The organism is Luteibacter anthropi, assembly GCF_023699965.1.
In the GTDB taxonomy this organism is placed as follows: domain Bacteria; phylum Pseudomonadota; class Gammaproteobacteria; order Xanthomonadales; family Rhodanobacteraceae; genus Luteibacter; species Luteibacter anthropi.
In genome coordinates this window covers 3,419,547-3,439,362 of the sequence record NZ_CP077072.1, presented here as the reverse complement: position 1 = coordinate 3,439,362, position 19,816 = coordinate 3,419,547, and the positions used below count along the sequence as shown (strand labels likewise).

The following is a 19,816-nucleotide window of genomic DNA, read 5'->3' as shown; positions in this document are numbered from 1 at the left end:
GATGTGTACGGTTCCTTGGGTAGTGCTCAGGCGACGCCGGCCAGTTTCGACGCTTCGGCCAGATCCACCTGGACGAGGCGCGAGACGCCCGGTTCGCGCATGGTAACGCCGCAAAGCTGGTGAGCGGCTTCCATCGTGGCCTTGTTGTGGCTCACGAAGATGAACTGCACCTTCTCGCTCATCTCGCGCACCATCGCGGAGAAGCGACCGACGTTGGCCTCGTCCAGCGGTGCGTCCACCTCGTCCAGCAGGCAGAACGGGGCCGGGTTGAGGCCGAAGATGGCGAACACCAGCGACACCGCCGTGAGGGCCTTCTCGCCACCGGACAGCAGCGTGATGTTGGACACGCGCTTGCCGGGCGGCCGGGCCATGATGGCGACGCCGGTGTCGAGCAGGTCTTCGCCGGTGAGTTCGAGATAGGCGTGGCCACCGCCGAACAGGCGCGGGAACAGTTCCTGCACGCCGGCGTTGACGCGGTCGAAGGTCTCCTTGAAGCGCTGGCGGGTCTCGCGGTCGATCTTCTTGATCGCGCCTTCGAGGGTCTCCAGCGCGGCGCCCAGGTCGGTGAGCTGCGAGTCGAGGTATTCCTTGCGCTGCGACTGTTCAGCGTGCTCCTGGATCGCGGCGAGGTTCACCGGTTCCAGGCGGGCGATCTTCTGCGCCAGGTCGACCAGCTGCTGCTGCCAGCGGTTGGGTTCGGCGTCTTCGGGTAGCTCGGCAAGCAGGCCTTCCAGTTCGAGACCCGAGGCCGTGATCGCCTGCGCGAGCTGTTCGGCGCGCAGTTGCAGCGCCTGCGCCGCGAGACGCTTCTCGGAGACGTTTTCGCGCACCGCGTTCATCACCTGCTCGATGCGCTGGCGTTCCTGGTCGAGGCGGCGGAATTCCGCATCGCAGTCTTCCACGGCGCGGCGCGCTTCCACGAGCTGGCGATCCACCAGCAGGCGCTGGTCGAGATAGGTCTGGCGTTCTTCTTCCAGCTCCACGATGGGGTCGGAACCGGCGGCAAGCTGTTCGTCGATCTCGTCGCGACGGGCTACGACCTGACGCAGCTGGGCATCGAGACGCGCCAGCGCCTGTTCCAGCGAGGTGAGCGCGGAACGCTTGGACTCCATGCTGAGGGCCAGCTGGTGCGACTGGTCGGCGGCTTCGCGCGCATTGATGCGGGCTTCTTCGCGGGCTTCGAGCAGTTCACGGCGCTCGTTTTCGAGGCCGCGACGTTCGTCTTCGCGATCACCCATGTGGCCCACGGCCTCGTCGAGGCGGCCACGGGCTTCGCGGGTCTGCCCTTCCAGTTCGTCGAGCTGTTCGACGAGGGTGGACAGCTCGCCGCCGATCTTCTCGGCGCGGGCGCGGGCGGTTTCCATCTTGCCGCGCTGGCTCTGCAACTGGCCAGCCAGCTCGGAAAGGCGGCGATGCGCGGCGTAGAGATCGCGCTGGGCGTCGTCGCGCTGGCGTTCGGTTTCGAACTTGCTGGTGCGCAAGTCTTCCAGCTGGCCGGTGCGTTCTTCGATGGTGGCTTCGAGGGTTTCGATCTGCTCGGCAAGCTGGCGCATGTCGCGCTCGCGGGCGAGCACGCCCACCTGATTGCCCTGCGCGCGCAGCACGCGGGCCCAGCCCGGCCCCATCCACGCACCATCGCGGGTGATCACAGACTGCGGCGACGACAGCGAACCCACGCGGGCGGCGGCATCCTCGACCGTATCGACGACGAACACGTTGCCCAGCAAGGTGATGGCTGCGACCGGGCCACGCACATGCGCAGCCAGCGTGCCGGCAGCCCCGGGGCCACCCTGCGCGGAGGCGAACAGGGCCACGTCGGCCTGACCGAGACCGGCGAATTCGGGGACCAGTGCTTCGGGCGAATCCACCAGCACGCCGTCGAGCAGGCCGGCGAGCACGGTTTCCACGGCGGACTCGTAACCGGCGTCGACCTGGAGCGATTCGCCCAGGCGGCGGGCGCTTTCCAGGCCCAGGCGCTTCAGCCAGCCCGTGGCGGCGGATTCTTCCTGGCCCAGTGCGGCGGTCTGCAAGGCTTCGAGCGAGGCCTGACGGCCACGTGCCGTCTGCAATTGCTGGCGCGCGTCGTTCAGGGTGGACTGCACCTGGCGCTCTTCGTCCTGCACGCGCTCGTGGGCCACCTTGTGCTGGTCGAGCACGGTGCCGAGTTGTTCCACGCGCTCGCGCTGGGTCTCGTGTTCGGTGTCGAGCTGTTCGGCGGCCGCATCGAGCGAGGCCACGTCGGTGGCACGCTGCTCGGTTTCCAGCGCCTCGCGGCGACGGGACAGGTCGACCGCCTGACGGTCGAGGTAGGCCAGCTTGGTGCGCTCCACTTCCGCCGCACGGGTGGATTCGGAGGCGCCACGGGTATGCGTGTCCCAGCGCTGCTGCCAGTCGGCCAGCCGCGACTCGGTGGCGCGCTGCGCCTCGCCCGTTTCGTCCTGGATCTGCTGCAGCGATTCGAGCTTGGGTTCGCCCTCGGCCAGCGCCATGCGCAGGGTTTCCACCTGCTCGCGGTCGGTGCTGATATGGCCTTGCAGTTCTTCGTGTTCGCGCTCGGTATCGGCGCGGGCACGGGTGAGGCGTTCGGCGAGGTCGCGGTTGTGGCGCACCTGCTGTTCGACGCGGGCGATCTCGGCGCCCACCTTGTAGACCTCGGCCTGCACCTGGTTCAGGTGTTCGCTGGCGCCATGATGGCGATCGCGCACGGCTTCGAGCTGGGCTTCGACCTGGCGCTGGGAGGCGGTGTGCTTCTCGATTTCCAGCTCGGCCTCGCGCAGGCCGGAGCCTTCGCCCTGGCGCTGGCGGTCGAGGGTGCGGTATTCGAGGGCGCGCAGCTCCGCCTCGCGGCGGGTCTGTTCTTCCTTGAAGCCCTTCCAGCGCTCGGCGGCACGGGCCTGGCGGTTGAGGTGGTCGAGCTGCTTGTCCACCTCGTCGCGCACGTCGCGCACGCGGTCGAGGTTTTCGCGGGTGGCCTTGATGCGGCTCTCGGTTTCCTTGCGGCGCTCTTTGTACTTGGAGATGCCGGCGGCTTCTTCCAGGTGGGTGCGCAGTTCTTCCGGGGCCGCCTCGATGATCTGGCTGATCATGCCCTGCTCGATAATCGAGTAGGAACGCGGGCCCAGGCCGGTGCCGAGGAACAGATCGGTGATGTCCCGACGACGGCAGCGTGCGCCGTTCAGGTGATAGGACGACTGGCCGTCGCGGCTGACGATGCGCTTGACCGAGATTTCCGCGAAGCTCGCGTACTCGCCCTGGATCGTGCCATCGCTGTTGTCGAAGATGAGTTCCACCGCCGCCTGTCCCACGGGCTTGCGCGCGCTGGAGCCGGAGAAGATGACGTCGGTGAGGGAATCGCCACGCAGGCGGCTGGCTGCCGACTCGCCCATGACCCAGCGGATGGCGTCGATGATGTTCGACTTGCCACAGCCGTTCGGACCGACGACGCCGGTCATATTGGTAGGCAGGTGCAGCGTGGTGGGGTCTACGAAGGACTTGAATCCCGCCAGCTTGATGGTGGTCAGACGCATGTTTGGTTCCGTTGGGACGCGGCCGTGAGCTCCGGGCAGGAGCCACCCCCTGGCAGATCGGTCACTTTGCCAAAGGGGTCATCCGGGTGCAATACGCGAAACAACGCGAAAAAGGAATTATAACCTATTGATTGTAGGAGCGCGCCTGCGCGCGAGCGCTTCACAGGTGAATCGGGTCGCGCGCAAGGCGCGCTCCTACAGGTTATTCGCCGGGGGCCTTGGCGTCGATCGACAGGGCGTGGATGCCGTCGGGCATCATGTCGCCCAGGGCCTGGTAGACCAGGCGGTGGCGCTGGATGGGGTTCTTGCCGGCAAAGGCCGGGCTGACGATGCGGGCAAAGAAGTGGCCCTTGCCCTCGCCCGAGTGCCCGGCATGCTTGTGGCCTTCGTCGATCACATCCAGCTCGACGGGGGCCAGCGCCTCCGTCAGCAGCTGCCGGATGCGCTCGACCTTCTGGGCCGTCACGGCAGGGTGACCCGGAACGGGCGGACGTTCACCTCGCGGTAGACGCCGGCCTCGACATACGGATCGACCGCGGCCCAGGCCTTGGCCGCAGCCAGATCGGAAAACTCGGCCACGATCATGCTGCCGTCGAAGCCTGCCTCGCCCGGGTCTTCCGAGTCGATGGCCGGAAACGGGCCGGCCAGCTTCAGTCGCCCTTCTTCCTGCAGCGCCTTCAGGCGTGCCACATGGGCCGGACGCGCGGCGAGGCGCTTCTCCAGCGAGTTCGGATGATCCAGCGCAACGATGACGTAGTACATCGGGGAAACTCCGGGTGACGAGGCCGATCAGGCCTCGGGACGCATGGTGGGGAACAGCAGGACGTCGCGGATGGACGACGAACCGGTAAGCAGCATCACGAGGCGGTCGATGCCGACGCCCAGGCCACCGGTGGGCGGCAGGCCGACTTCGAGGGCGCGGATGTAGTCGGCGTCGAAGTGCATGGCTTCGTCGTCGCCGGCGTCCTTCGCATCCACCTGGGCCTGGAAACGGGCTGCCTGGTCTTCCGAATCGTTGAGCTCGGAGAAGCCGTTGGCGATTTCCTTGCCGTTGATGAACAGCTCGAAGCGGTCGGTGATGCCCTTGTCGGTATCGCTCTCGCGAGCCAGCGGCGAGACTTCCACCGGGTGATCGGTGATGAAGGTGGGCTGCACCAGGGTGTGTTCCACCGTGGCCTCGAAGATTTCGAGCAGCAGCTTGCCCCAGCCATAGGACGGCTTGACCTGGATGCCCAGGCGCTTCGCGTGCGCGGCCATGGCTTCACGATCGCGCAGCTCGCCCGGCTTGATCTCCGGATTCAGCTCCAGCACGGCGTCTTCCATGCGCCAGCGGCGGAACGCCGGGCCCACGTCGATGCTGGCACCGTCCCATTCGATGACCGTGCTGCCGATGACGTCGGTGGCGGCCGAACGGATCAGGCCTTCGGTGATGTCCATGATGTCGTGGTACGTGGCATAGGCCTGGTACAGCTCAAGCATCGTGAACTCGGGGTTGTGCCGGGTGGACACGCCCTCGTTGCGGAAATTGCGGTTGATCTCGTACACGCGGTCGAAACCGCCCACGGTGAGGCGCTTCAGGTACAACTCCGGCGCCACGCGCAGGAACAGCGGAATATCGAGCGCGTTGTGATGCGTGGTGAACGGACGCGCGGTGGCGCCGCCCGGGATCACGTGCATCATGGGGGTTTCTACTTCCATGAAGCGGCGCGGTGCGGCTTCGAGCCAGCGGCGCACGTGGCTCACGATCTTCGAACGCAGCACGAAGGTGCGGCGCGCTTCCTCGGTCACGATGAGATCGACATAGCGCTGGCGATAGCGCTGCTCCACGTCGGCCATGCCGTGATGCTTGTCGGGCAGGCCACGCAGCGACTTGGTGAGCAGGCGGATGGACTCGACCTTGATCGACAGCTCACCCGTCTTGGTGCGCATGAGCATGCCGGTGGCGCCGACGATGTCGCCCAGGTCCCAGCGCTTGAACGCGTTGTAGGCGTCTTCGCCCAGCGTGCCCTGGTGGATGAACAGCTGGATGCGGCCCGTGCCGTCCTGCATCTGCACGAAGCTGACCTTGCCCTGCCCGCGCATCAGGATGATGCGGCCGGCCACGGCCACCTGACGCGGCGCGGCTTCGATGGCCTCGGCGGTCCAGGTGTCCTTGTCTTCGTATTCGGCCTGCAGGTCACCGGCGAAGCTGTCCACCCGGAAGTCGTTCGGGTAGGCGATGCCCTGCGCACGCAGCGCTTTCAGTTTCTCGCGGCGCTCGGCGATGAGACGGTTTTCGTCGGCGGCGGTCGCGGGAGTGTCGGCGTGGGTGTTTTCGGTCATGGCCTGGGTAGCTGCTTTGGTAAGGAAACGGGGGCGCTCATGCGCCCCCGGAGGTGGATCACGCGTCGACGCGCTTGGAACCGGCTTCGAGGCCGGCCTTCAGGCTGGCTTCCACGAATTCATCGAGGTCGCCATCGAGCACCTTCTGGGTGTCGGAGCGTTCGATGCCCGTGCGAAGATCCTTGATGCGCGACTGGTCGAGCACGTAGTTGCGGATCTGGCTGCCCCAGCCGATGTCCGACTTGGTGGCTTCCAGCGCGTCCTTCTCGGCGTTGCGCTTCTGCACTTCCAGTTCGTACAGCTTGGCTTTCAGCATCTTCATCGCGCGGTCGCGGTTGGCATGCTGGCTGCGCTCGGTCTGGCACGCCACCACCGTATTGGTGGGGATGTGCGTGATACGCACCGCCGATTCGGTCTTGTTCACGTGCTGACCGCCCGCGCCCGACGAACGGTACACGTCGGTACGCAGGTCGGCCGGGTTGATGTCGATCTCGATGTCGTCATCGACTTCCGGCGAGACGAACACCGACGTGAAACTGGTGTGCCGGCGGTTGTCGGAGTCGAACGGGCTCTTGCGGACCAGGCGGTGCACGCCGATCTCGGTCTTGAGCCAGCCGTAGGCGTAGTCGCCTTCCACGCGGAAGGTGGCGGACTTGATGCCCGCGACTTCACCGCCGGAGACTTCCATCAGCTCGGCCTTCCAGCCGCGCGACTCGGCCCAGCGCAGGTACATGCGCAGCAGCATTTCGGCCCAGTCCTGGGCTTCGGTACCGCCGGCACCCGCCTGGATATCCACGAACGCCGCGGCGCTGTCGAGCTTGCCCGAGAACATGCGCTGGAATTCGAGCTTGCTCACGCGGGCGTCGACCTTGTTCAGGTCGTCGATGACGGATTGCAGGGTGTCCTCGTCGCCATCGGCGGCGGCCATGTCGAGCAATTCTTTCGAATCGTCGAGGCTGGCGCTCATCTCTTCGATGCCGGTGACGATGGTATCGAGCTGGGCACGTTCACGGCCCAGGTCCTGGGCGCGCTTGGGATCGTCCCAGACGCTGGGGCTTTCCAGCTCGCGGTTGACTTCTTCTAGCCGTTCTTTCTTGACGGCGTAGTCAAAGATACCCCCTAAGCGACTCGACGCGGCCCTTGAGGTCCGCGATCTGCGCGAGGATCGGATTGGTCTCGATCATGATTGGCTTGCCTGATGGTGCGGCGCGGGAGCGCGCCGACGAAACGCCCGATCTTAGCAAAACCAGACCCTCACTTGTAGGAGCGCGCCTGCGCGCCAGCTGCAGCGCCCCCCTGTAGGAGCGCGCCTCGCGCGCGACCGGGCCAGAACGAGGAGCCGACTGAACCGGAGATCATCGCCCTGGTCCGGTCGCGCGCGAGGCGCGCTCCTACAACAGCATCTTGGTCAGACCTCCAGGGCTTCCTTGTGGACACCCCGGACCGCCCTGCCCGAGGGATCCGCCGCCGAGGCGAAGGCCGGGTCCCAGGCCAGGGCTGCCGGGCTGGAGCAGGCGATGGACTTGCCGCCCGGCACCGTGTTGGCGCAGGCCTCGCCGGGGAAGTGCCTCTCGAAGATCGTCCGGTAGAAGTACGCCTCCTTGGTGGCCGGGGTGTTGACCGGGAAGCGTGCAGCCGCTGCCGCGAATTCGCGGTCGGAGACCATCGACTCGGCATGTGCCTTCAGCCCGTCGATCCAGCCATAGCCCACGCCATCGCTGAACTGCTCTTTCTGCCGCCACAGGATCGAATCGGGCAGTGCCCCGTCGAAGGCCTCGCGGAGAATGCCCTTCTCGATCCCCTTGCGCGCCACCATCTTCGCCTCGGCGTCGAAGGCCATCGCGGTTTCGAGGAATTCCGTATCGAGGAAGGGCACGCGCGCCTCCACCCCCCAGGCGGACATGGATTTGTTCGCGCGCAGGCAGTCATAGAAATGCAGGGCATCGAGCTTGCGCACGGTTTCCTCGTGGAACTCGCGTGCGGACGGCGCCTTGTGGAAATACAGGTAACCGCCAAACACTTCGTCGGAGCCTTCGCCGGACAGCACCATCTTCACACCCATGGCCTTGATGCGGCGCGCCAGCAGAAACATCGGCGTGGACGCGCGAATCGTGGTGACGTCGTAGGTCTCGATATGACGAATCACCTCGGGCAGCGCATCCAGCCCTTCCTCGAAGGTGTAACGGAATCCGTGATGCACCGTACCCAGCGCCTCGGCGGCGATCTCGGCCGCCTTGAGGTCGGGCGAACCTTCAAGGCCAATCGCAAAGGAATGCAGGCGCGGCCACCAGGCCTCGCCGCGGTCGTCGTCCTCGATGCGCTTGCGCGCGAAGCTTGCCGCCACGGCCGCCACCAGCGAGGAATCGAGGCCACCCGATAACAGCACGCCGTAAGGCACATCGGTCATCATCTGGCGGTGTACGGCCGCTTCGAACGAGGCACGCAAATCCTTCGGTTCAATGCCGTGTCCCGCCGTCACGTCGTAGTCGCGCCATGCAGGGGTCCAGTAACGCACCGCTTCGCCGCGCTCGCTGTCGTAGTAATGACCAGGCGGGAACGGCGCAACGTCCGCGCAGACACCAACCAGCGACTTCATTTCCGATGCAACGCAAAGGCGCCCTGCCCGGTCATGCCCCCAGTAAAGCGGGCACACACCCAAGGCATCCCGGGCAATGAGATAGCGGCGACGCTTCGCATCCCACAGGGCAAACGCGAAGATGCCGTTGAGCTTGCCGAGAAAATCGGTGCCGTGCTCGCGATAAAGCGCGTTGATCACCTCGCAGTCGGAGCCCGTGGTGAACGCGTAATCACTGGCAGCGCGCAGCTCTCGATGGTTGTAGATCTCGCCGTTCACCGCGAGTGCCAGCTCGCCATCGAGCGAGCGCAGGGGCTGGGCGCCGCTGGCGGGGTCGACGATGGCCAGGCGCTCGTGCACGAGGATCGCGCCATCATCCACGTAGACACCGCTCCAGTCGGGCCCGCGATGACGCTGTCGCTGCGATAACTCCATGGCCTGCACGCGAAGGGCGACCAGATCGTCGCCCGGGGCGAGGCCGAACATTCCGAAGATCGAACACATGGCCTTTCTCTCCTCAAGTAGGTGGATCAAAACGCGCAAAGAAAAAGGCCCGCCTGGTGAGGGCGGGCCTTTGGTGTTTTCGGTGGTTTCTGTTGCAACCGCCTACACGCCGACCCTCCCGATATTCCGGGCGTTATTATTGTTGGCGTTATTGGCGGCAATGCGAATCATGGGTCGACTAGACCATGATTCGCGCTGCGTTGCAACAGGGGCGTAGGCGCTTATTTGGCCGGATCGACAGGGGCGAGGCGCAGGTCCTGGAAATCGAAGCTGAAGTCGGTGAGCGGCGAGACCGGCTCCATGCGCACCTCGCGGATCTTGCCGTCGGGATCGAGGGCGAAATTGACGAAGGCATCGCCGTTGAGCGAGCGGTCGTTCCAGTGCGCAATGAAAGTGTCATGCTGCCACGGCTCCAGTGTGCCGGCGAGCTGCGCTGTCTTCGTGAAGCACATCACGAGCTTGCCGCCTTCCTTGTCCACCTTGACATCGCCGTACCAGGGATCGCGATACGTGCCTACGTAGCCATCCAGCGGCAGCGACGGCTTCGCATTCTTCATGCGCGATGCCTCGTGCTTCTTCATGCTGTCGTCGGCGTTGGCCTCGGCTTTTTTCACACTGGCCGCATAGGCGGCGATCCAGTCGGTCTTCGGCGCATCCATGTAGGCGTCGAGCGCACGCATGGTCACCGCCTGGAAGGCCGCTCCGCTCTCCTGGTTGGTGAGCACCACCACGCCGAGGTTGAGGTCCGGCACGAGGGTAAGGCGCGAGACCATGCCCGGCCAGCCACCGGTGTGCCACACGAGCTTGTGACCACGGTAGTCGGACACGAACCAGCCTTCGCCGTAACCGGAGAAGTTCGGCTTGGCCGACTTCAGTTCGGGCACGCTCGGCTCGGGGATGCGGATCGGCGTGATCAGCGACCACATTTCCTTCTGCCGCGCGGCGGAGAACAGGCGCTGCTCCTTGCCGCTGGCATCGGTATACGTGCCGCCGGCCAGCTGCATGTTCATCCATTTGCCGAGGTCGTGGACGCTGGTATAGATGCCGCCTGCCGTCTGGTTGTTGTTCCAGGACATCGGTGCGACCGGCTTCAGGTCCTTGAAGTCGAACTTGGCATGCCCGGTGGCGATGTCGTCGCCCGGGCCGATGTGGGTCGGCGCATCGGAGCGCGATTCGGTCATGCCCAGGGGCGCAAATATCTTCTGGTTCACGAAATCGTGCCAGGACATGCCTGACACCTTCTCGATCACGAGGCCCGCCACGCCGAACAGGATGTTGTCGTAGGCGTACTCGGCGCGGAAGCTGTTCGTGATGGGCACGTTGCGCAGGCGCTGCGCCACCTCTTCCGAGGTATACGACGTGGCCGGCCAGTACAGCAGGTCACCGGCGCCGAGGCTGAGACCGCTGCGGTGGGCCAGCAGGTCGCGGATGCGCATTTCGCGCGTCACGTACGGGTCGGACATCTGGAACCACGGCAGGCGATCCACCACCCGGTCATTCATGTCCAGCTTCTTCTCGTCGGCGAGGATCGCCAGCGAGGCGGCGGTGAACGCCTTGGTGTTGGATGCGATGGCGAACTGCGTATGCGCATCCACTTTCGCCGGCTCGCCGAGCTTGCGCACGCCCGAGCCCATTTCGAGTACGACCTTTCCATCCTTCACGATGGCCACGGCGATGCCCGGCACGTCGAACTGCTTGCGGGTGGCATCGACGTAGGCGTCGAAGTCGGCAAGCGCCTCGGGCTTTGCGGTGGAGGCGGTACCGACGGCCGGCGCCGTCGTGGTGTCCTGCGCCTGCGCGGCGAAGCCAACGATAAAGCTGGTGACGCCGAAGGCGAGGAGGTGGCGAAGGCGCGTCATGGCGGACCCCTTGGAAATGGAAGCCCGAACTATTCCACGCCTTGCCCTCCCGGCGAAAGGGTTCTGTCAGCCCTTGCTTTTCTGGCTGAAAACCACACTGCCCAGGATGATGATGCCCGCGATGGCCATGCTCGGCGACAGCGCCTCGCCCAGGAACAGCCAGCCCCAGCCCACCCCGAACAGCGGCACGAGATAGGTGGCCGTGGCCGCACGCGGCGCACCGATGCGCTGGATCAGGCGGAAGTAAAACGCATAGCCGAGGCCGGTGGAGAGCACGCCCAGCGCGATCACGCAGGCCCACGACTTCATCGGGATGGGCGCGGCCGGCCAGGTCAGGGCAGCGAGAGGTGCCACCAGGATCAGGGCGGCGAACAGGCTGCCGGCTGCCACTGCCGTGGGGGGCAGGTCGGACAGGTAGCGCTTGATGAGGTTGGCCGCGATGCCGTAGCACAGCGATGCCGCCACGGCCGCCAGCGCGGCGGGGGCGATGTTGTCTCCCGCAACGCGTCCGCTGACCAGGATCACCACGCCGATGAAGCCGGCGACCAGGGCGATGGCCTTGCGGGTGCCGATCTTCTCGCCGAAGAACATGAAGGCGATGAGCGCGGCGAAGAGCACCGTGGTGCTGTTGGCGATGGCACCGATACCCGCCGGAGCGCGCTCGGCACCCCAGGCAAACAGGCTGAAGGGAATGGCCGCGCTGAGCGCGCCCACCAGCAGCATCTTCCACACGTGGGACAGGCGGATGCTGTTGCGGGCACGCCACAGCAGGGGCAGCAGGATGACCGAGCCGAACAGCAGGCGGGTGGCGACCATCGGGAACGGGCCGAAGTCGTTGGCGGCCACGCGCATGAACAGGAACGAGCCGCCCCAGGTGGCGCCAAGCGCGATCAGTTCGGCTGGCGTGCGCCAGTCGCGATCTTCCACACCGGGAAGAGGGCTGGCAGGAGTGCTGGTAGCGGACGACATGTGAACCTCATTTGTGGCTGAGGCTCATTTTCGCTGGAACCTTACGTCTGGCAAGCGCATTCTTTGCAAGCCAGCCATTTAAATGATTCATGCCTCCATGCGATCTGCCCTGTTACCCGCCCTCGCCGCTTTCGCCTCCGCCGCCCGGCACCAGAATTTCGCTCATGCCGCCGAGGAGCTTCACCTGACCGCCAGCGCGGTCAGCCATCACGTGCGCAAGCTGGAGTCCTCGCTGGGGGTCAGCCTGTTCCAGCGCCACGCCCGTGGCGTGGTGCTCACCCCGGAGGGTCGCCTGCTGGCGGATGCCGCCGGTTCGGCGCTGGCCGAGGTCGAATCGGTGCTGGACGGTTTGCGCCAGCATCGCCGGGACAATGGCGTGCGGATCAGCGTTCTGCCCTCGCTGGGGGCCAGCTGGCTGATGCCCCGGTTGCGCCGCTTCGTCGAAGCGCATCCCACCGTGCGGCTGTCGATCGATACGGATCGTTCGCTGGTGCGTTTCGATGAGGGAGGGCCGGACCTGGGTATTCGCTATGGCCTCGGCCAGTGGCCCGGGCTGACGTCACGCTTTCTCATGGACGATTCGCTGCAACCGCTTGCCTCGCCGGAGCTGGCGGCGCGTGTGCGTACCCCTGAAGACGTGGGCACCCTGCCCCTGCTTACCGATATCGCACCGGAAGGGTGGCGTGAGTGGTTCCGTGCGGCCAATGTCCGCTATCCGCGCGGCGGCACGATGCACACGATCAGCGACTCGGCGGATGGGTTGAATGCGGCGGCCACCGGGCTCGGGGCGGTGCTGGCGCGCACGCGCCTGGCTTCGGCGCACATCGGCGACGGACGCCTGGTGCGCCTGCCGGGCCCGGAGCTACCGACGCGCTACGCCTATTACGTGGTGCATTCGGCACACCGCCCGCCAACGGCAGCCGCCCTGGCCTTCATCGCATGGATCGAACGCGAAGCCCTGGAACCCCGCGCCTGATGTAGGAGCGCGCCTTGCGCGCGACCGTTCGGGGCGCAACCATCCAGCCATTCGCGACAACCGGTCGCGCGCGAAGCGCGCTCCTACAGGGGATGCGCGAACCCGGTGCCTGGGCCCACACCCGATGTAGGAGCGCGCCTTGCGCGCGACCGTTCAAAGCGGAGCCATCCAGCCATTCGCGACAACCGGTCGCGCGCGAAGCGCGCTCCTACAGGGTTATTCGACGCCTACGAAGCCGCCGGTCTGGTGGGCCCAGAGTCTTGCGTAGAGGCCGCCCTTTGCGATCAGCTCCGAATGGGTGCCGCTTTCGACGATGGCGCCCTTGTCCATCACGATCAGGCGGTCCATGCGTGCGATGGTGGACAGGCGGTGGGCAATGGCGATCACCGTCTTGCCCTGCATCAGGGTTTCCAGGCTTTCCTGGATCGCCGCCTCGGCCTCGGAATCGAGCGCCGACGTGGCCTCGTCAAGCACAAGGATCGGCGCGTCCTTGAGCAGCACCCGCGCGATGGCGATGCGCTGGCGCTGGCCGCCGGACAGCTTCACGCCGCGTTCGCCGGCATGGGCATCGAAACCCGTACGGCCCTCGCCGTCTACCAGCGTGGGAATGAACTCGTCCGCCCGCGCCTTGCGCACCGCGGAGAGAATGTCTTCCTCGCTCGCATCGGGGCGTCCGTAAAGCAGGTTGTCGCGGATGGACCGATGCAGCAGCGAGGTGTCCTGGGTGACCACGCCGATATGCGAGCGCAGCGACTCCTGCCCCACGCGGGCAATGTCCTGTCCATCGATATAGATGTGCCCGTCTTCCAGGTCGTAAAGACGCAACAGCACGTTGACCAGCGTGGACTTGCCCGCCCCCGACGGGCCGACCAGGCCAATCTTTTCGCCCGGCCGCACGATGAGATCGAGCCCGCCGATGACACCACCGGCCTTGCCATAGTGAAAATGGATGTCGTCGAAACGCACTTCGCCCCGCTCCACGCGCAGCGGCTGCGCATCCGGGTGATCCACCACCGTGCGCTCGCGCGAGATGGTGGTGATGCCGTCCTGCACGGTACCCACGTTGTCGAAGATGCCGTTGACCACCCACATGATCCAGCCGGACATGTTGTTGATGCGGATCACCAGGCCCACCGCCAGCGCCACCTGTCCCGTGGACACCGTGCCGCGGGACCACAGCCACAACGCCAGCAGGCTGGTGCCTGCGATGAGAAAACCGTTGAGCGTGGTGATCGACACGTCCATCGAGGTGATCATGCGATTCTGGTTGCGCACCTTGCCGGTGAGCTCGATCATCGCCTCGCGGGCGTAGGCCTCCTCGCGGTTGGTATGTGCAAACAGCTTCAGCGTCATGATGTTGCTGTAGCCGTCGACGACCCGCCCCATGACCTTGGAGCGCGCCTCGGAAGCCAGCCACGAGCGCTGCTTAACCCGGGGAACGAAGAACGCCAGCATGCCCACGTAGCCCGCGATCCATACCACCAGCGGCAGCGCCAGCCAGAAGTCGGCCTTGGCGAAAAGATAGATCGCCGTACCGGCATACACCGTGACATACCACAGCGCATCCACCACCTGCACCGCCGACTCGCGCAGCGACGGTGCCGTCTGCATGATGCGGTTGGCGATGCGGCCGGCGAAATCGTTCTGGAAAAATGACAGGCTTTGTTTCAGCACGTAGCGGTGCTGCTGCCACCGGATCATGTTGGTCATGCCCGGGTTCAGCGACTGGTTCACCAGCAGGTCGTGCAGCCCGATGGAAAGCGGCCTCAGCACCACCACCACGAAGCCCATCCATGCCAGTGTCTTCCAATGCGTAGGGAAGAACCGGGCAGCCGGCGTGTTCTGGGCCATGTCCACCACGCGGCCCAGGAAGTCGAACAGCGCGACTTCGATGAGGGCCACCGCCAGGCCCACGAACAATGCCCAGGCGAAGATCTTCCAGACCTGGCGCAGATAGTAGGCGTAGAAACGCAGCACACCCTTCGGCGGGGTGCCCTCGGGCGCCTCGCGGAAGATGTCGATGAGGGATTCGAACCAGCGATAGATCATGCGGGCATTGTATGCCCGCCTGCCGTCGCCGGCACGTGCAGGCTCAGGTAAGGGCCATCCGGCGCGCCAGCGCGCGGTCGGTGGCGATCAGCACCAGCCCCAGCACGACGAAAAGCGCACCCACCATCAGGCAGTCGAACAGCACCTGGGGATAGCCGAGCTGATCTACGTCGAGGAAGGGATACGGGTACTCGTGCACGAGCGCGCCGCGGGCGAAGGTCCACACGGCGAACACGAAGGGAAACAGCAGCCAGCGCGCGGCATGCCCCCACGACAGCGTGCCGTGCGGCAGCAGTGCCATCCACCAGGCCAGGTAGAGGAACGGCACCACGTAATGCAGCGAGCGGTCCGCCAGCAGCTGCGCGCCCAGCGGATGCCACAGGCCCTGGAGCATGGTGGCGTAGACCAGGCAGGTGACCATGATCGACACCGCCGCCAGCCCGCGTGCCCCCGGCGTGCGCAGCACGCGCAGGGGCGCCCAGTTGCCGCCGATGACCGAGGCGGCCGACACCAGCCCCACCAGCACGTTCGACAGGATGGTGAAGAAGCTGAAGTAGCGGACGGTCACCTCGCCCAGCGGGCCGGTCCAGATGGTGAGCCAGTACTGCAACAGCAAGGTAGGCCACGCCACCGCGGCGACGATCATGGCGAAGAGGTGGGATGCGGCGCTACGGGGTGACATGCGGTTATCAGCGGGGCCAGGTGTCGTTGGAACGGTCGCGATCGGGGATGCGATGGTCGGGGTCGATGGTGGCGGCGACGATGCGCCCCTTGCCCGGCACCACCACGCCGAACGAGGTGTGCTGCTGCCAAGTTTCCACGGGGATGCGGACGTCGCGGGTGCTCTTGTCGTCGAAGGTTACCCGCAGCGTGGCCGGCATCACCAGTTGGTCGCGATTCTCGATGGTCACGGTGTTGCCGTCCACCCCCGTCACGGCCATGTCCAGCTGCCAGTTGTTGGCATACCAGCCGCGCCAGAACCAGGACAGGTCCTCGCCCGCCTCGCTCTCCATCAGGCGGAAAAAGTCGGACGGCGTCGGGTGCTTGTAGGCCCAGGTGGCGATGTACTTGCGGAAGGCCGGGTCGAAGCGCTCCGGCCCGATGATTTCCTCGCGCAGCAATACCAGGCCCAGGGCCGACTTGAAGTAGGTGGCCGGGTGGCGGTACTTCTCCTTGACCATGTCCGCACCCATCAGCAGCGGCGGCGCCTCGGAGTCGGCCAGCAGCGGCAGGATCTCGTCGACCGGGTTGCCGCCCTTGGGTGCGTATTCACCGTCACGCTTGGGGGCGAACTCGCCACGGTTGAACGCATCGGCCTCGTACACGTCGATGAAGGTGTTGAAGCCCTCGTCCATCCAGGCGTCACGGCGCTCGTTGGTGCCCACGATCATCGGGAACCAGGTGTGGCCGATCTCGTGGGCCGTGACCATGTGCAGCTCATTGGGCGAAGCTTCCATGGGGTCGAAGACCAGGCCCGGATACTCCATGCCGCTGGCGGCGGAGCCGCCCTCGTTCACTGCCACCGGATACGGATACGGGTACCACTTCGCGGAGAAGTGCTCCACGGAGGCCTTCATGTATTCCGTGGAACGGCTCCACGACTCCTTGCCCGAGCTTTCCACCGGATAGACCGACATGGCCAGGGCCTTGCGACCTTCGGGCAGGTTGATGCGTGCGGCATCCCACACATAGGCAGTGGATGCGCCGAAGGCCACGTCGCGCGTGTTCTTCATGCGGAACTTCCAGGTGAGCGTGCCACCACGCTTCGGACGGCTGGCCGGGTCGGTGACCTCGGCGGGCGTGCGGATCATCACCGTGGCATCGCTGTCGCGCGCCTTCGCCAGGCGCTGCTGCTGGGTGGTCGTGAGCACGTCCTGCGGATTCACCAGCTCACCGGAGCCGGCGACGATCATGTCCGAGGGCACGGTGATCGCGTAGTCGAAGTCGCCGTATTCGAGGTAGAACTCGCTGTTGAGGTAGGGCGCCGTGTCCCAGCCACGCAGATCGTCGTAGACGCACATACGCGGATACCACTGTGCCATCTCGTAGATGTTGCCGTTCTTCGACGGCGCAAAGCCCGTACGGCCGCCGAAGTCACCGGGCAGGTCGTAGGAATATGCGATGGTGACCGACAGCTTGCCGCCATGTGCTGCCAATGGCTGCGGCAGGCGCACCTGCATGCGCGTATCGGAGACGACATAGCTGGCTTTCTCCACCTTGCCGCCCTGCTCCACCGTGACGGTGGCGATGCGATAGCCATCGGTGTGCCGGGTGGGCATCTTCTTGCCCGAGGTGAAGTTGCCGCGCGCGTCGGCGGTGAAGCGGTTCTCGTCCATCTGCAGCCACAGCACGTCGAGCGCATCGGGGCTGTTGTTGGTGTAGCGGATGGTGGCCTTGCCTACCAGCGTGTTCTTCACCGGGTCGAGGGTGGCGGCCAGGTCGTAGTCGGCATGGTTCTGCCAGTAAAGCGGGCCCGGCATGCCGCTGCCGGAGCGATAGGCCGTGACCGGCTGCGGCCAGGCGAAGGGGGCGAAGGTCTCGCGCGGGTCGTAGGTCGCGGCCGAGGCGCCGAGCGCCCCCGCGATGGCAAGAGCGGCGAGGGAGAGGCGGACTGCGGTTTTCATGGGGACACCCTGTAGACGACACCCCAGCGTACCCGTCATGCCGGAAGCGCCTACTGTGCCGGAAGTCAGGGAGCATGACGAAATTTTCGCCCCAGCTCCTGTACAAGGGCTCGATATTTTTCCGATCCATGCGCGATTGGAGCGATAATCCCGCCTATGGCTTGCATACCACCCCGCAAGCCGCATATTCCCCCCGTTGAATCCATCGAGGACCCCACGCATGAAAATCGGTTTGATCGGTCTGGGCCGCATGGGCGGCAACATCGCCCGCCGCCTCATGAGGGACGGTCACCAGACCGTCGTCTACGACAACAACGCTGACGCACGCGCCGCACTGGCGAAGGACGGCGGCGAAGCTGTCGAGTCGCTCGAAGGACTGGTCAAGGCACTGCCCTCGCCCAAGGTCGTCTGGGTGATGCTGCCGGCTGGCGAGATCACGGAAAACACCATCCAGACCCTGTCCGGCCTGCTGGGCAAGGACGACATCATCATCGACGGCGGCAACACCTTCTACAAGGACGACGCCCGTCGCGCCGAGGAACTGGCTGCCAAGGGCCAGCATTACGTCGACGTCGGCACCTCCGGCGGCGTGTGGGGCCTGGATCGCGGCTACTGCATGATGATCGGCGGCGACAAGCCCACGGTCGACTACCTTGATCCCATCTTCAAGACCCTCGCCCCGGGCGCTGGTGACATCCCGCGCACCGAAGGCCGCGAAGGCCGCGATCCGCGCGTCGAGAACGGCTACATGCATGCCGGCCCGGCCGGTGCGGGTCACTTCGTCAAGATGATCCACAACGGTATCGAGTACGGCATGATGCAGTCGTTCGCCGAAGGCTTCGACATCCTGAAGAACCGCAATGGCACGCAGCTGCCGGAACGCGAGCGCTACAGCCTCGACATGGCCGACATCGCCGAAGTGTGGCGTCGCGGCAGCGTGGTGTCGTCGTGGCTGCTCGACCTCACGGCATCCGCCCTGGCCAAGGGTCCGGAACTGGACAACTACTCCGGCTTCGTCAACGACTCCGGCGAAGGCCGCTGGACGGTGAACGCCGCCATCGAGGAAGCCGTGCCGGCCGAAGTGCTCACCTCCGCCCTCTTCGCCCGCTTCCGCTCGCGCCAGGATCACACCTACGCCGAGCGCCTGCTCTCCGCGATGCGCATGGGCTTCGGTGGACACATCGAAGGCCGTGGCACCCCGCCGAAGGAAGGCGAGCACTCCTGATGTCACTGTAGGAGCGCGCCTTGCGCGCGACCGGATGCATCGTCACCTCCGGTCGCGCGCAAGCGCGCTCCTACAGAAGCAAAGTAGGTAATGTCACGCCGGTCGCGCGCAAGGCGCGCTCCTACAAAAAACAAAAAAAAGGCCGCATCGTGAGATGCGGCCTTTTTCATTACACCTGCGAAGAATTACTTCTTGGCAAACAGGTGCTCGACACCGGCGCGCTCTTCGCGCAGTTCCTTGTTGGTGGCGTCGATGCGTGCCTGCGAGAACGCGTTGATCTCCAGGCCCTGCACGATGGCGTACTTGCCATCCTTGACCGTCACCGGGTAGCCGAAGATCACGCCCGGCTCGATGCCGTACGAACCGTCCGACGGGATGCCCATCGAGACCCAGTCGCCCTCGCCCGTACCCAGGGTCCAGTCGCGCATGTGGTCGATGGCGGCCGACGCAGCCGACGCGGCCGACGAAGCGCCACGGGCCTTGATGATGGCCGCGCCACGCTGCTGCACCGTCGGGATGAAGTCGCCTTCGTACCAGCTCTGCTCGACCTGCTCCAGCGCCGGCTTGCCCTTCACCGTGGTGGTGTGCAGGTCCGGGTACTGGGTGGAGCTGTGGTTGCCCCAGATGGTGAGCTTCTTGATGTCGGTGGAGTGCGTGCCGGTCTTCTCGGCCAGCTGCGACAGCGCGCGGTTGTGGTCGAGACGGACCATCGCGGTGAAGCACTTCGGATCGAGGTCCGGGGCATTCTGCTGGGCAATGAGGGCGTTGGTGTTGGCCGGATTGCCGACCACCAGCACGCGCACGTCGCGCTTGGCGTGGTCGTTGAGGGCCTTGCCCTGCGGACCGAAGATGGCGCCGTTGGCTTCGAGGAGATCCTTGCGCTCCATGCCCGGGCCGCGCGGACGCGCGCCGACGAGCAGGGCGTAATCGACGTCCTTGAAGGCGACGTTGACGTCATCGGTGGCGACCACGCCAGCGAGGGTGGGGAACGCGCAATCGTTGAGCTCCATCACCACGCCCTGGAGGGCCGGCAGCGCCGGGGTGATTTCGAGCAGGTGCAGGATGACCGGCTGGTCGGGACCCAGCATGTCGCCGGCGGCGATACGAAACAGGAGGGCATAGCCGATCTGGCCGGCTGCGCCGGTCACGGCAACGCGAACGGGTGCTTTCATCTTTCGACTCCTCG

At 65.7% G+C, this 19,816-nt stretch carries 14 protein-coding genes; 2 read left to right on the top strand and 12 right to left on the bottom strand.

The window, feature by feature from the left end:
- Window positions 1-26: 26 nt before the first annotated feature.
- The 8 genes from smc to KR767_RS14880 all read right to left on the bottom strand — a co-directional run bounded on the left by smc (window position 27) and on the right by KR767_RS14880 (window position 11,756).
- Window positions 27-3,527 (bottom strand): chromosome segregation protein SMC, encoded by a 3,501-nt coding sequence (gene smc / locus KR767_RS14915; RefSeq protein ID WP_250876820.1) that lies wholly within the window; start codon window positions 3,525-3,527, stop codon window positions 27-29.
- Between the two features lie 202 nt (window positions 3,528-3,729).
- Window positions 3,730-3,993 (bottom strand): BolA family protein, encoded by a 264-nt coding sequence (locus KR767_RS14910; RefSeq protein WP_166949628.1) that lies wholly within the window; start codon window positions 3,991-3,993, stop codon window positions 3,730-3,732.
- The gene (locus tag KR767_RS14905) at window positions 3,990-4,289 is read right to left on the bottom strand and encodes a YciI family protein (RefSeq protein WP_250876819.1); all 300 of its coding nucleotides are present in this window, start codon (window positions 4,287-4,289) and stop codon (window positions 3,990-3,992) included. The genes KR767_RS14910 and KR767_RS14905 overlap by 4 nt, the downstream gene beginning before the upstream one ends.
- 27 nt (window positions 4,290-4,316) lie before the next feature.
- The gene (gene lysS / locus KR767_RS14900; protein ID WP_166949625.1) at window positions 4,317-5,849 is read right to left on the bottom strand and encodes a lysine--tRNA ligase; all 1,533 of its coding nucleotides are present in this window, start codon (window positions 5,847-5,849) and stop codon (window positions 4,317-4,319) included.
- Window positions 5,850-5,907: 58 nt separating this feature from the next.
- Window positions 5,908-7,033 (bottom strand): peptide chain release factor 2 gene (prfB, locus tag KR767_RS14895; protein ID WP_166949623.1). Its coding sequence is split into 2 segments (ribosomal slippage): window positions 5,908-6,957 and window positions 6,959-7,033, totalling 1,125 coding nucleotides; the frame shifts between segments, so codons are not numbered across the junction.
- Window positions 7,034-7,257: 224 nt separating this feature from the next.
- Entirely contained in the window at window positions 7,258-8,928 is a 1,671-nt protein-coding gene (gene asnB, locus KR767_RS14890; protein WP_250876818.1) for an asparagine synthase B, read from the bottom strand.
- A 221-nt stretch (window positions 8,929-9,149) separates the two neighbouring features.
- Window positions 9,150-10,787, bottom strand: coding sequence for a serine hydrolase (locus tag KR767_RS14885; RefSeq protein ID WP_250876817.1), 1,638 nt, complete (start codon window positions 10,785-10,787; stop codon window positions 9,150-9,152).
- Window positions 10,788-10,853: 66 nt separating this feature from the next.
- Entirely contained in the window at window positions 10,854-11,756 is a 903-nt protein-coding gene (locus KR767_RS14880) for a DMT family transporter (protein ID WP_166949617.1), read from the bottom strand.
- A 97-nt stretch (window positions 11,757-11,853) separates the two neighbouring features.
- Between KR767_RS14880 and KR767_RS14875 the strand changes: the two genes are divergently transcribed.
- Complete coding sequence (locus KR767_RS14875; protein WP_166949615.1) at window positions 11,854-12,732, top strand: LysR substrate-binding domain-containing protein; 879 nt, start codon at window positions 11,854-11,856, stop codon at window positions 12,730-12,732.
- A 216-nt stretch (window positions 12,733-12,948) separates the two neighbouring features.
- Here KR767_RS14875 and KR767_RS14870 read toward each other — a convergent pair whose 3' ends face one another.
- The 3 genes from KR767_RS14870 to KR767_RS14860 are packed head-to-tail and all read right to left on the bottom strand — an operon-like array spanning window position 12,949 to window position 17,405.
- The gene (locus tag KR767_RS14870) at window positions 12,949-14,781 is read right to left on the bottom strand and encodes an ABC transporter ATP-binding protein (protein ID WP_284732848.1); all 1,833 of its coding nucleotides are present in this window, start codon (window positions 14,779-14,781) and stop codon (window positions 12,949-12,951) included.
- 43 nt (window positions 14,782-14,824) lie between these two features.
- A complete protein-coding gene (locus tag KR767_RS14865) occupies window positions 14,825-15,463 on the bottom strand; it encodes a Pr6Pr family membrane protein (RefSeq protein ID WP_250876816.1) in 639 nt (212 codons plus the stop codon).
- Window positions 15,464-15,470: 7 nt separating this feature from the next.
- Window positions 15,471-17,405 (bottom strand): M1 family metallopeptidase, encoded by a 1,935-nt coding sequence (locus tag KR767_RS14860; protein ID WP_250876815.1) that lies wholly within the window; start codon window positions 17,403-17,405, stop codon window positions 15,471-15,473.
- Between the two features lie 220 nt (window positions 17,406-17,625).
- Between KR767_RS14860 and gnd the strand changes: the two genes are divergently transcribed.
- A complete protein-coding gene (gene gnd, locus KR767_RS14855) occupies window positions 17,626-18,630 on the top strand; it encodes a phosphogluconate dehydrogenase (NAD(+)-dependent, decarboxylating) (protein ID WP_166949607.1) in 1,005 nt (334 codons plus the stop codon).
- 185 nt (window positions 18,631-18,815) lie between these two features.
- Here the strand turns inward: gnd and KR767_RS14850 are convergent, their stop codons facing one another.
- Window positions 18,816-19,802, bottom strand: a complete 987-nt coding sequence (locus KR767_RS14850) for a malate dehydrogenase (RefSeq protein ID WP_166949605.1) — start codon at window positions 19,800-19,802, stop codon at window positions 18,816-18,818.
- Between the last annotated feature and the right edge of the window lie 14 nt (window positions 19,803-19,816).

Excerpts from the sequence above, each read along its gene's own strand:
- KR767_RS14905 (WP_250876819.1), bottom strand. The coding sequence starts at position 4,289 with ATGTACTACGTCATCGTTGCGCTGGATCATCCGAACTCGCTGGAGAAG.
- KR767_RS14885 (WP_250876817.1), bottom strand. The coding sequence starts at position 10,787 with ATGACGCGCCTTCGCCACCTCCTCGCCTTCGGCGTCACCAGCTTTATC.
- smc (WP_250876820.1), bottom strand. The coding sequence starts at position 3,527 with ATGCGTCTGACCACCATCAAGCTGGCGGGATTCAAGTCCTTCGTAGAC.
- KR767_RS14850 (WP_166949605.1), bottom strand. The coding sequence starts at position 19,802 with ATGAAAGCACCCGTTCGCGTTGCCGTGACCGGCGCAGCCGGCCAGATC.
- KR767_RS14860 (WP_250876815.1), bottom strand. The coding sequence starts at position 17,405 with ATGAAAACCGCAGTCCGCCTCTCCCTCGCCGCTCTTGCCATCGCGGGG.
- lysS (WP_166949625.1), bottom strand. The coding sequence starts at position 5,849 with ATGACCGAAAACACCCACGCCGACACTCCCGCGACCGCCGCCGACGAA.
- asnB (WP_250876818.1), bottom strand. The coding sequence starts at position 8,928 with ATGTGTTCGATCTTCGGAATGTTCGGCCTCGCCCCGGGCGACGATCTG.
- KR767_RS14880 (WP_166949617.1), bottom strand. The coding sequence starts at position 11,756 with ATGTCGTCCGCTACCAGCACTCCTGCCAGCCCTCTTCCCGGTGTGGAA.
- KR767_RS14870 (WP_284732848.1), bottom strand. The coding sequence starts at position 14,781 with ATGATCTATCGCTGGTTCGAATCCCTCATCGACATCTTCCGCGAGGCG.
- gnd (WP_166949607.1), top strand. The coding sequence starts at position 17,626 with ATGAAAATCGGTTTGATCGGTCTGGGCCGCATGGGCGGCAACATCGCC.
- KR767_RS14875 (WP_166949615.1), top strand. The coding sequence starts at position 11,854 with ATGCGATCTGCCCTGTTACCCGCCCTCGCCGCTTTCGCCTCCGCCGCC.
- KR767_RS14865 (WP_250876816.1), bottom strand. The coding sequence starts at position 15,463 with ATGTCACCCCGTAGCGCCGCATCCCACCTCTTCGCCATGATCGTCGCC.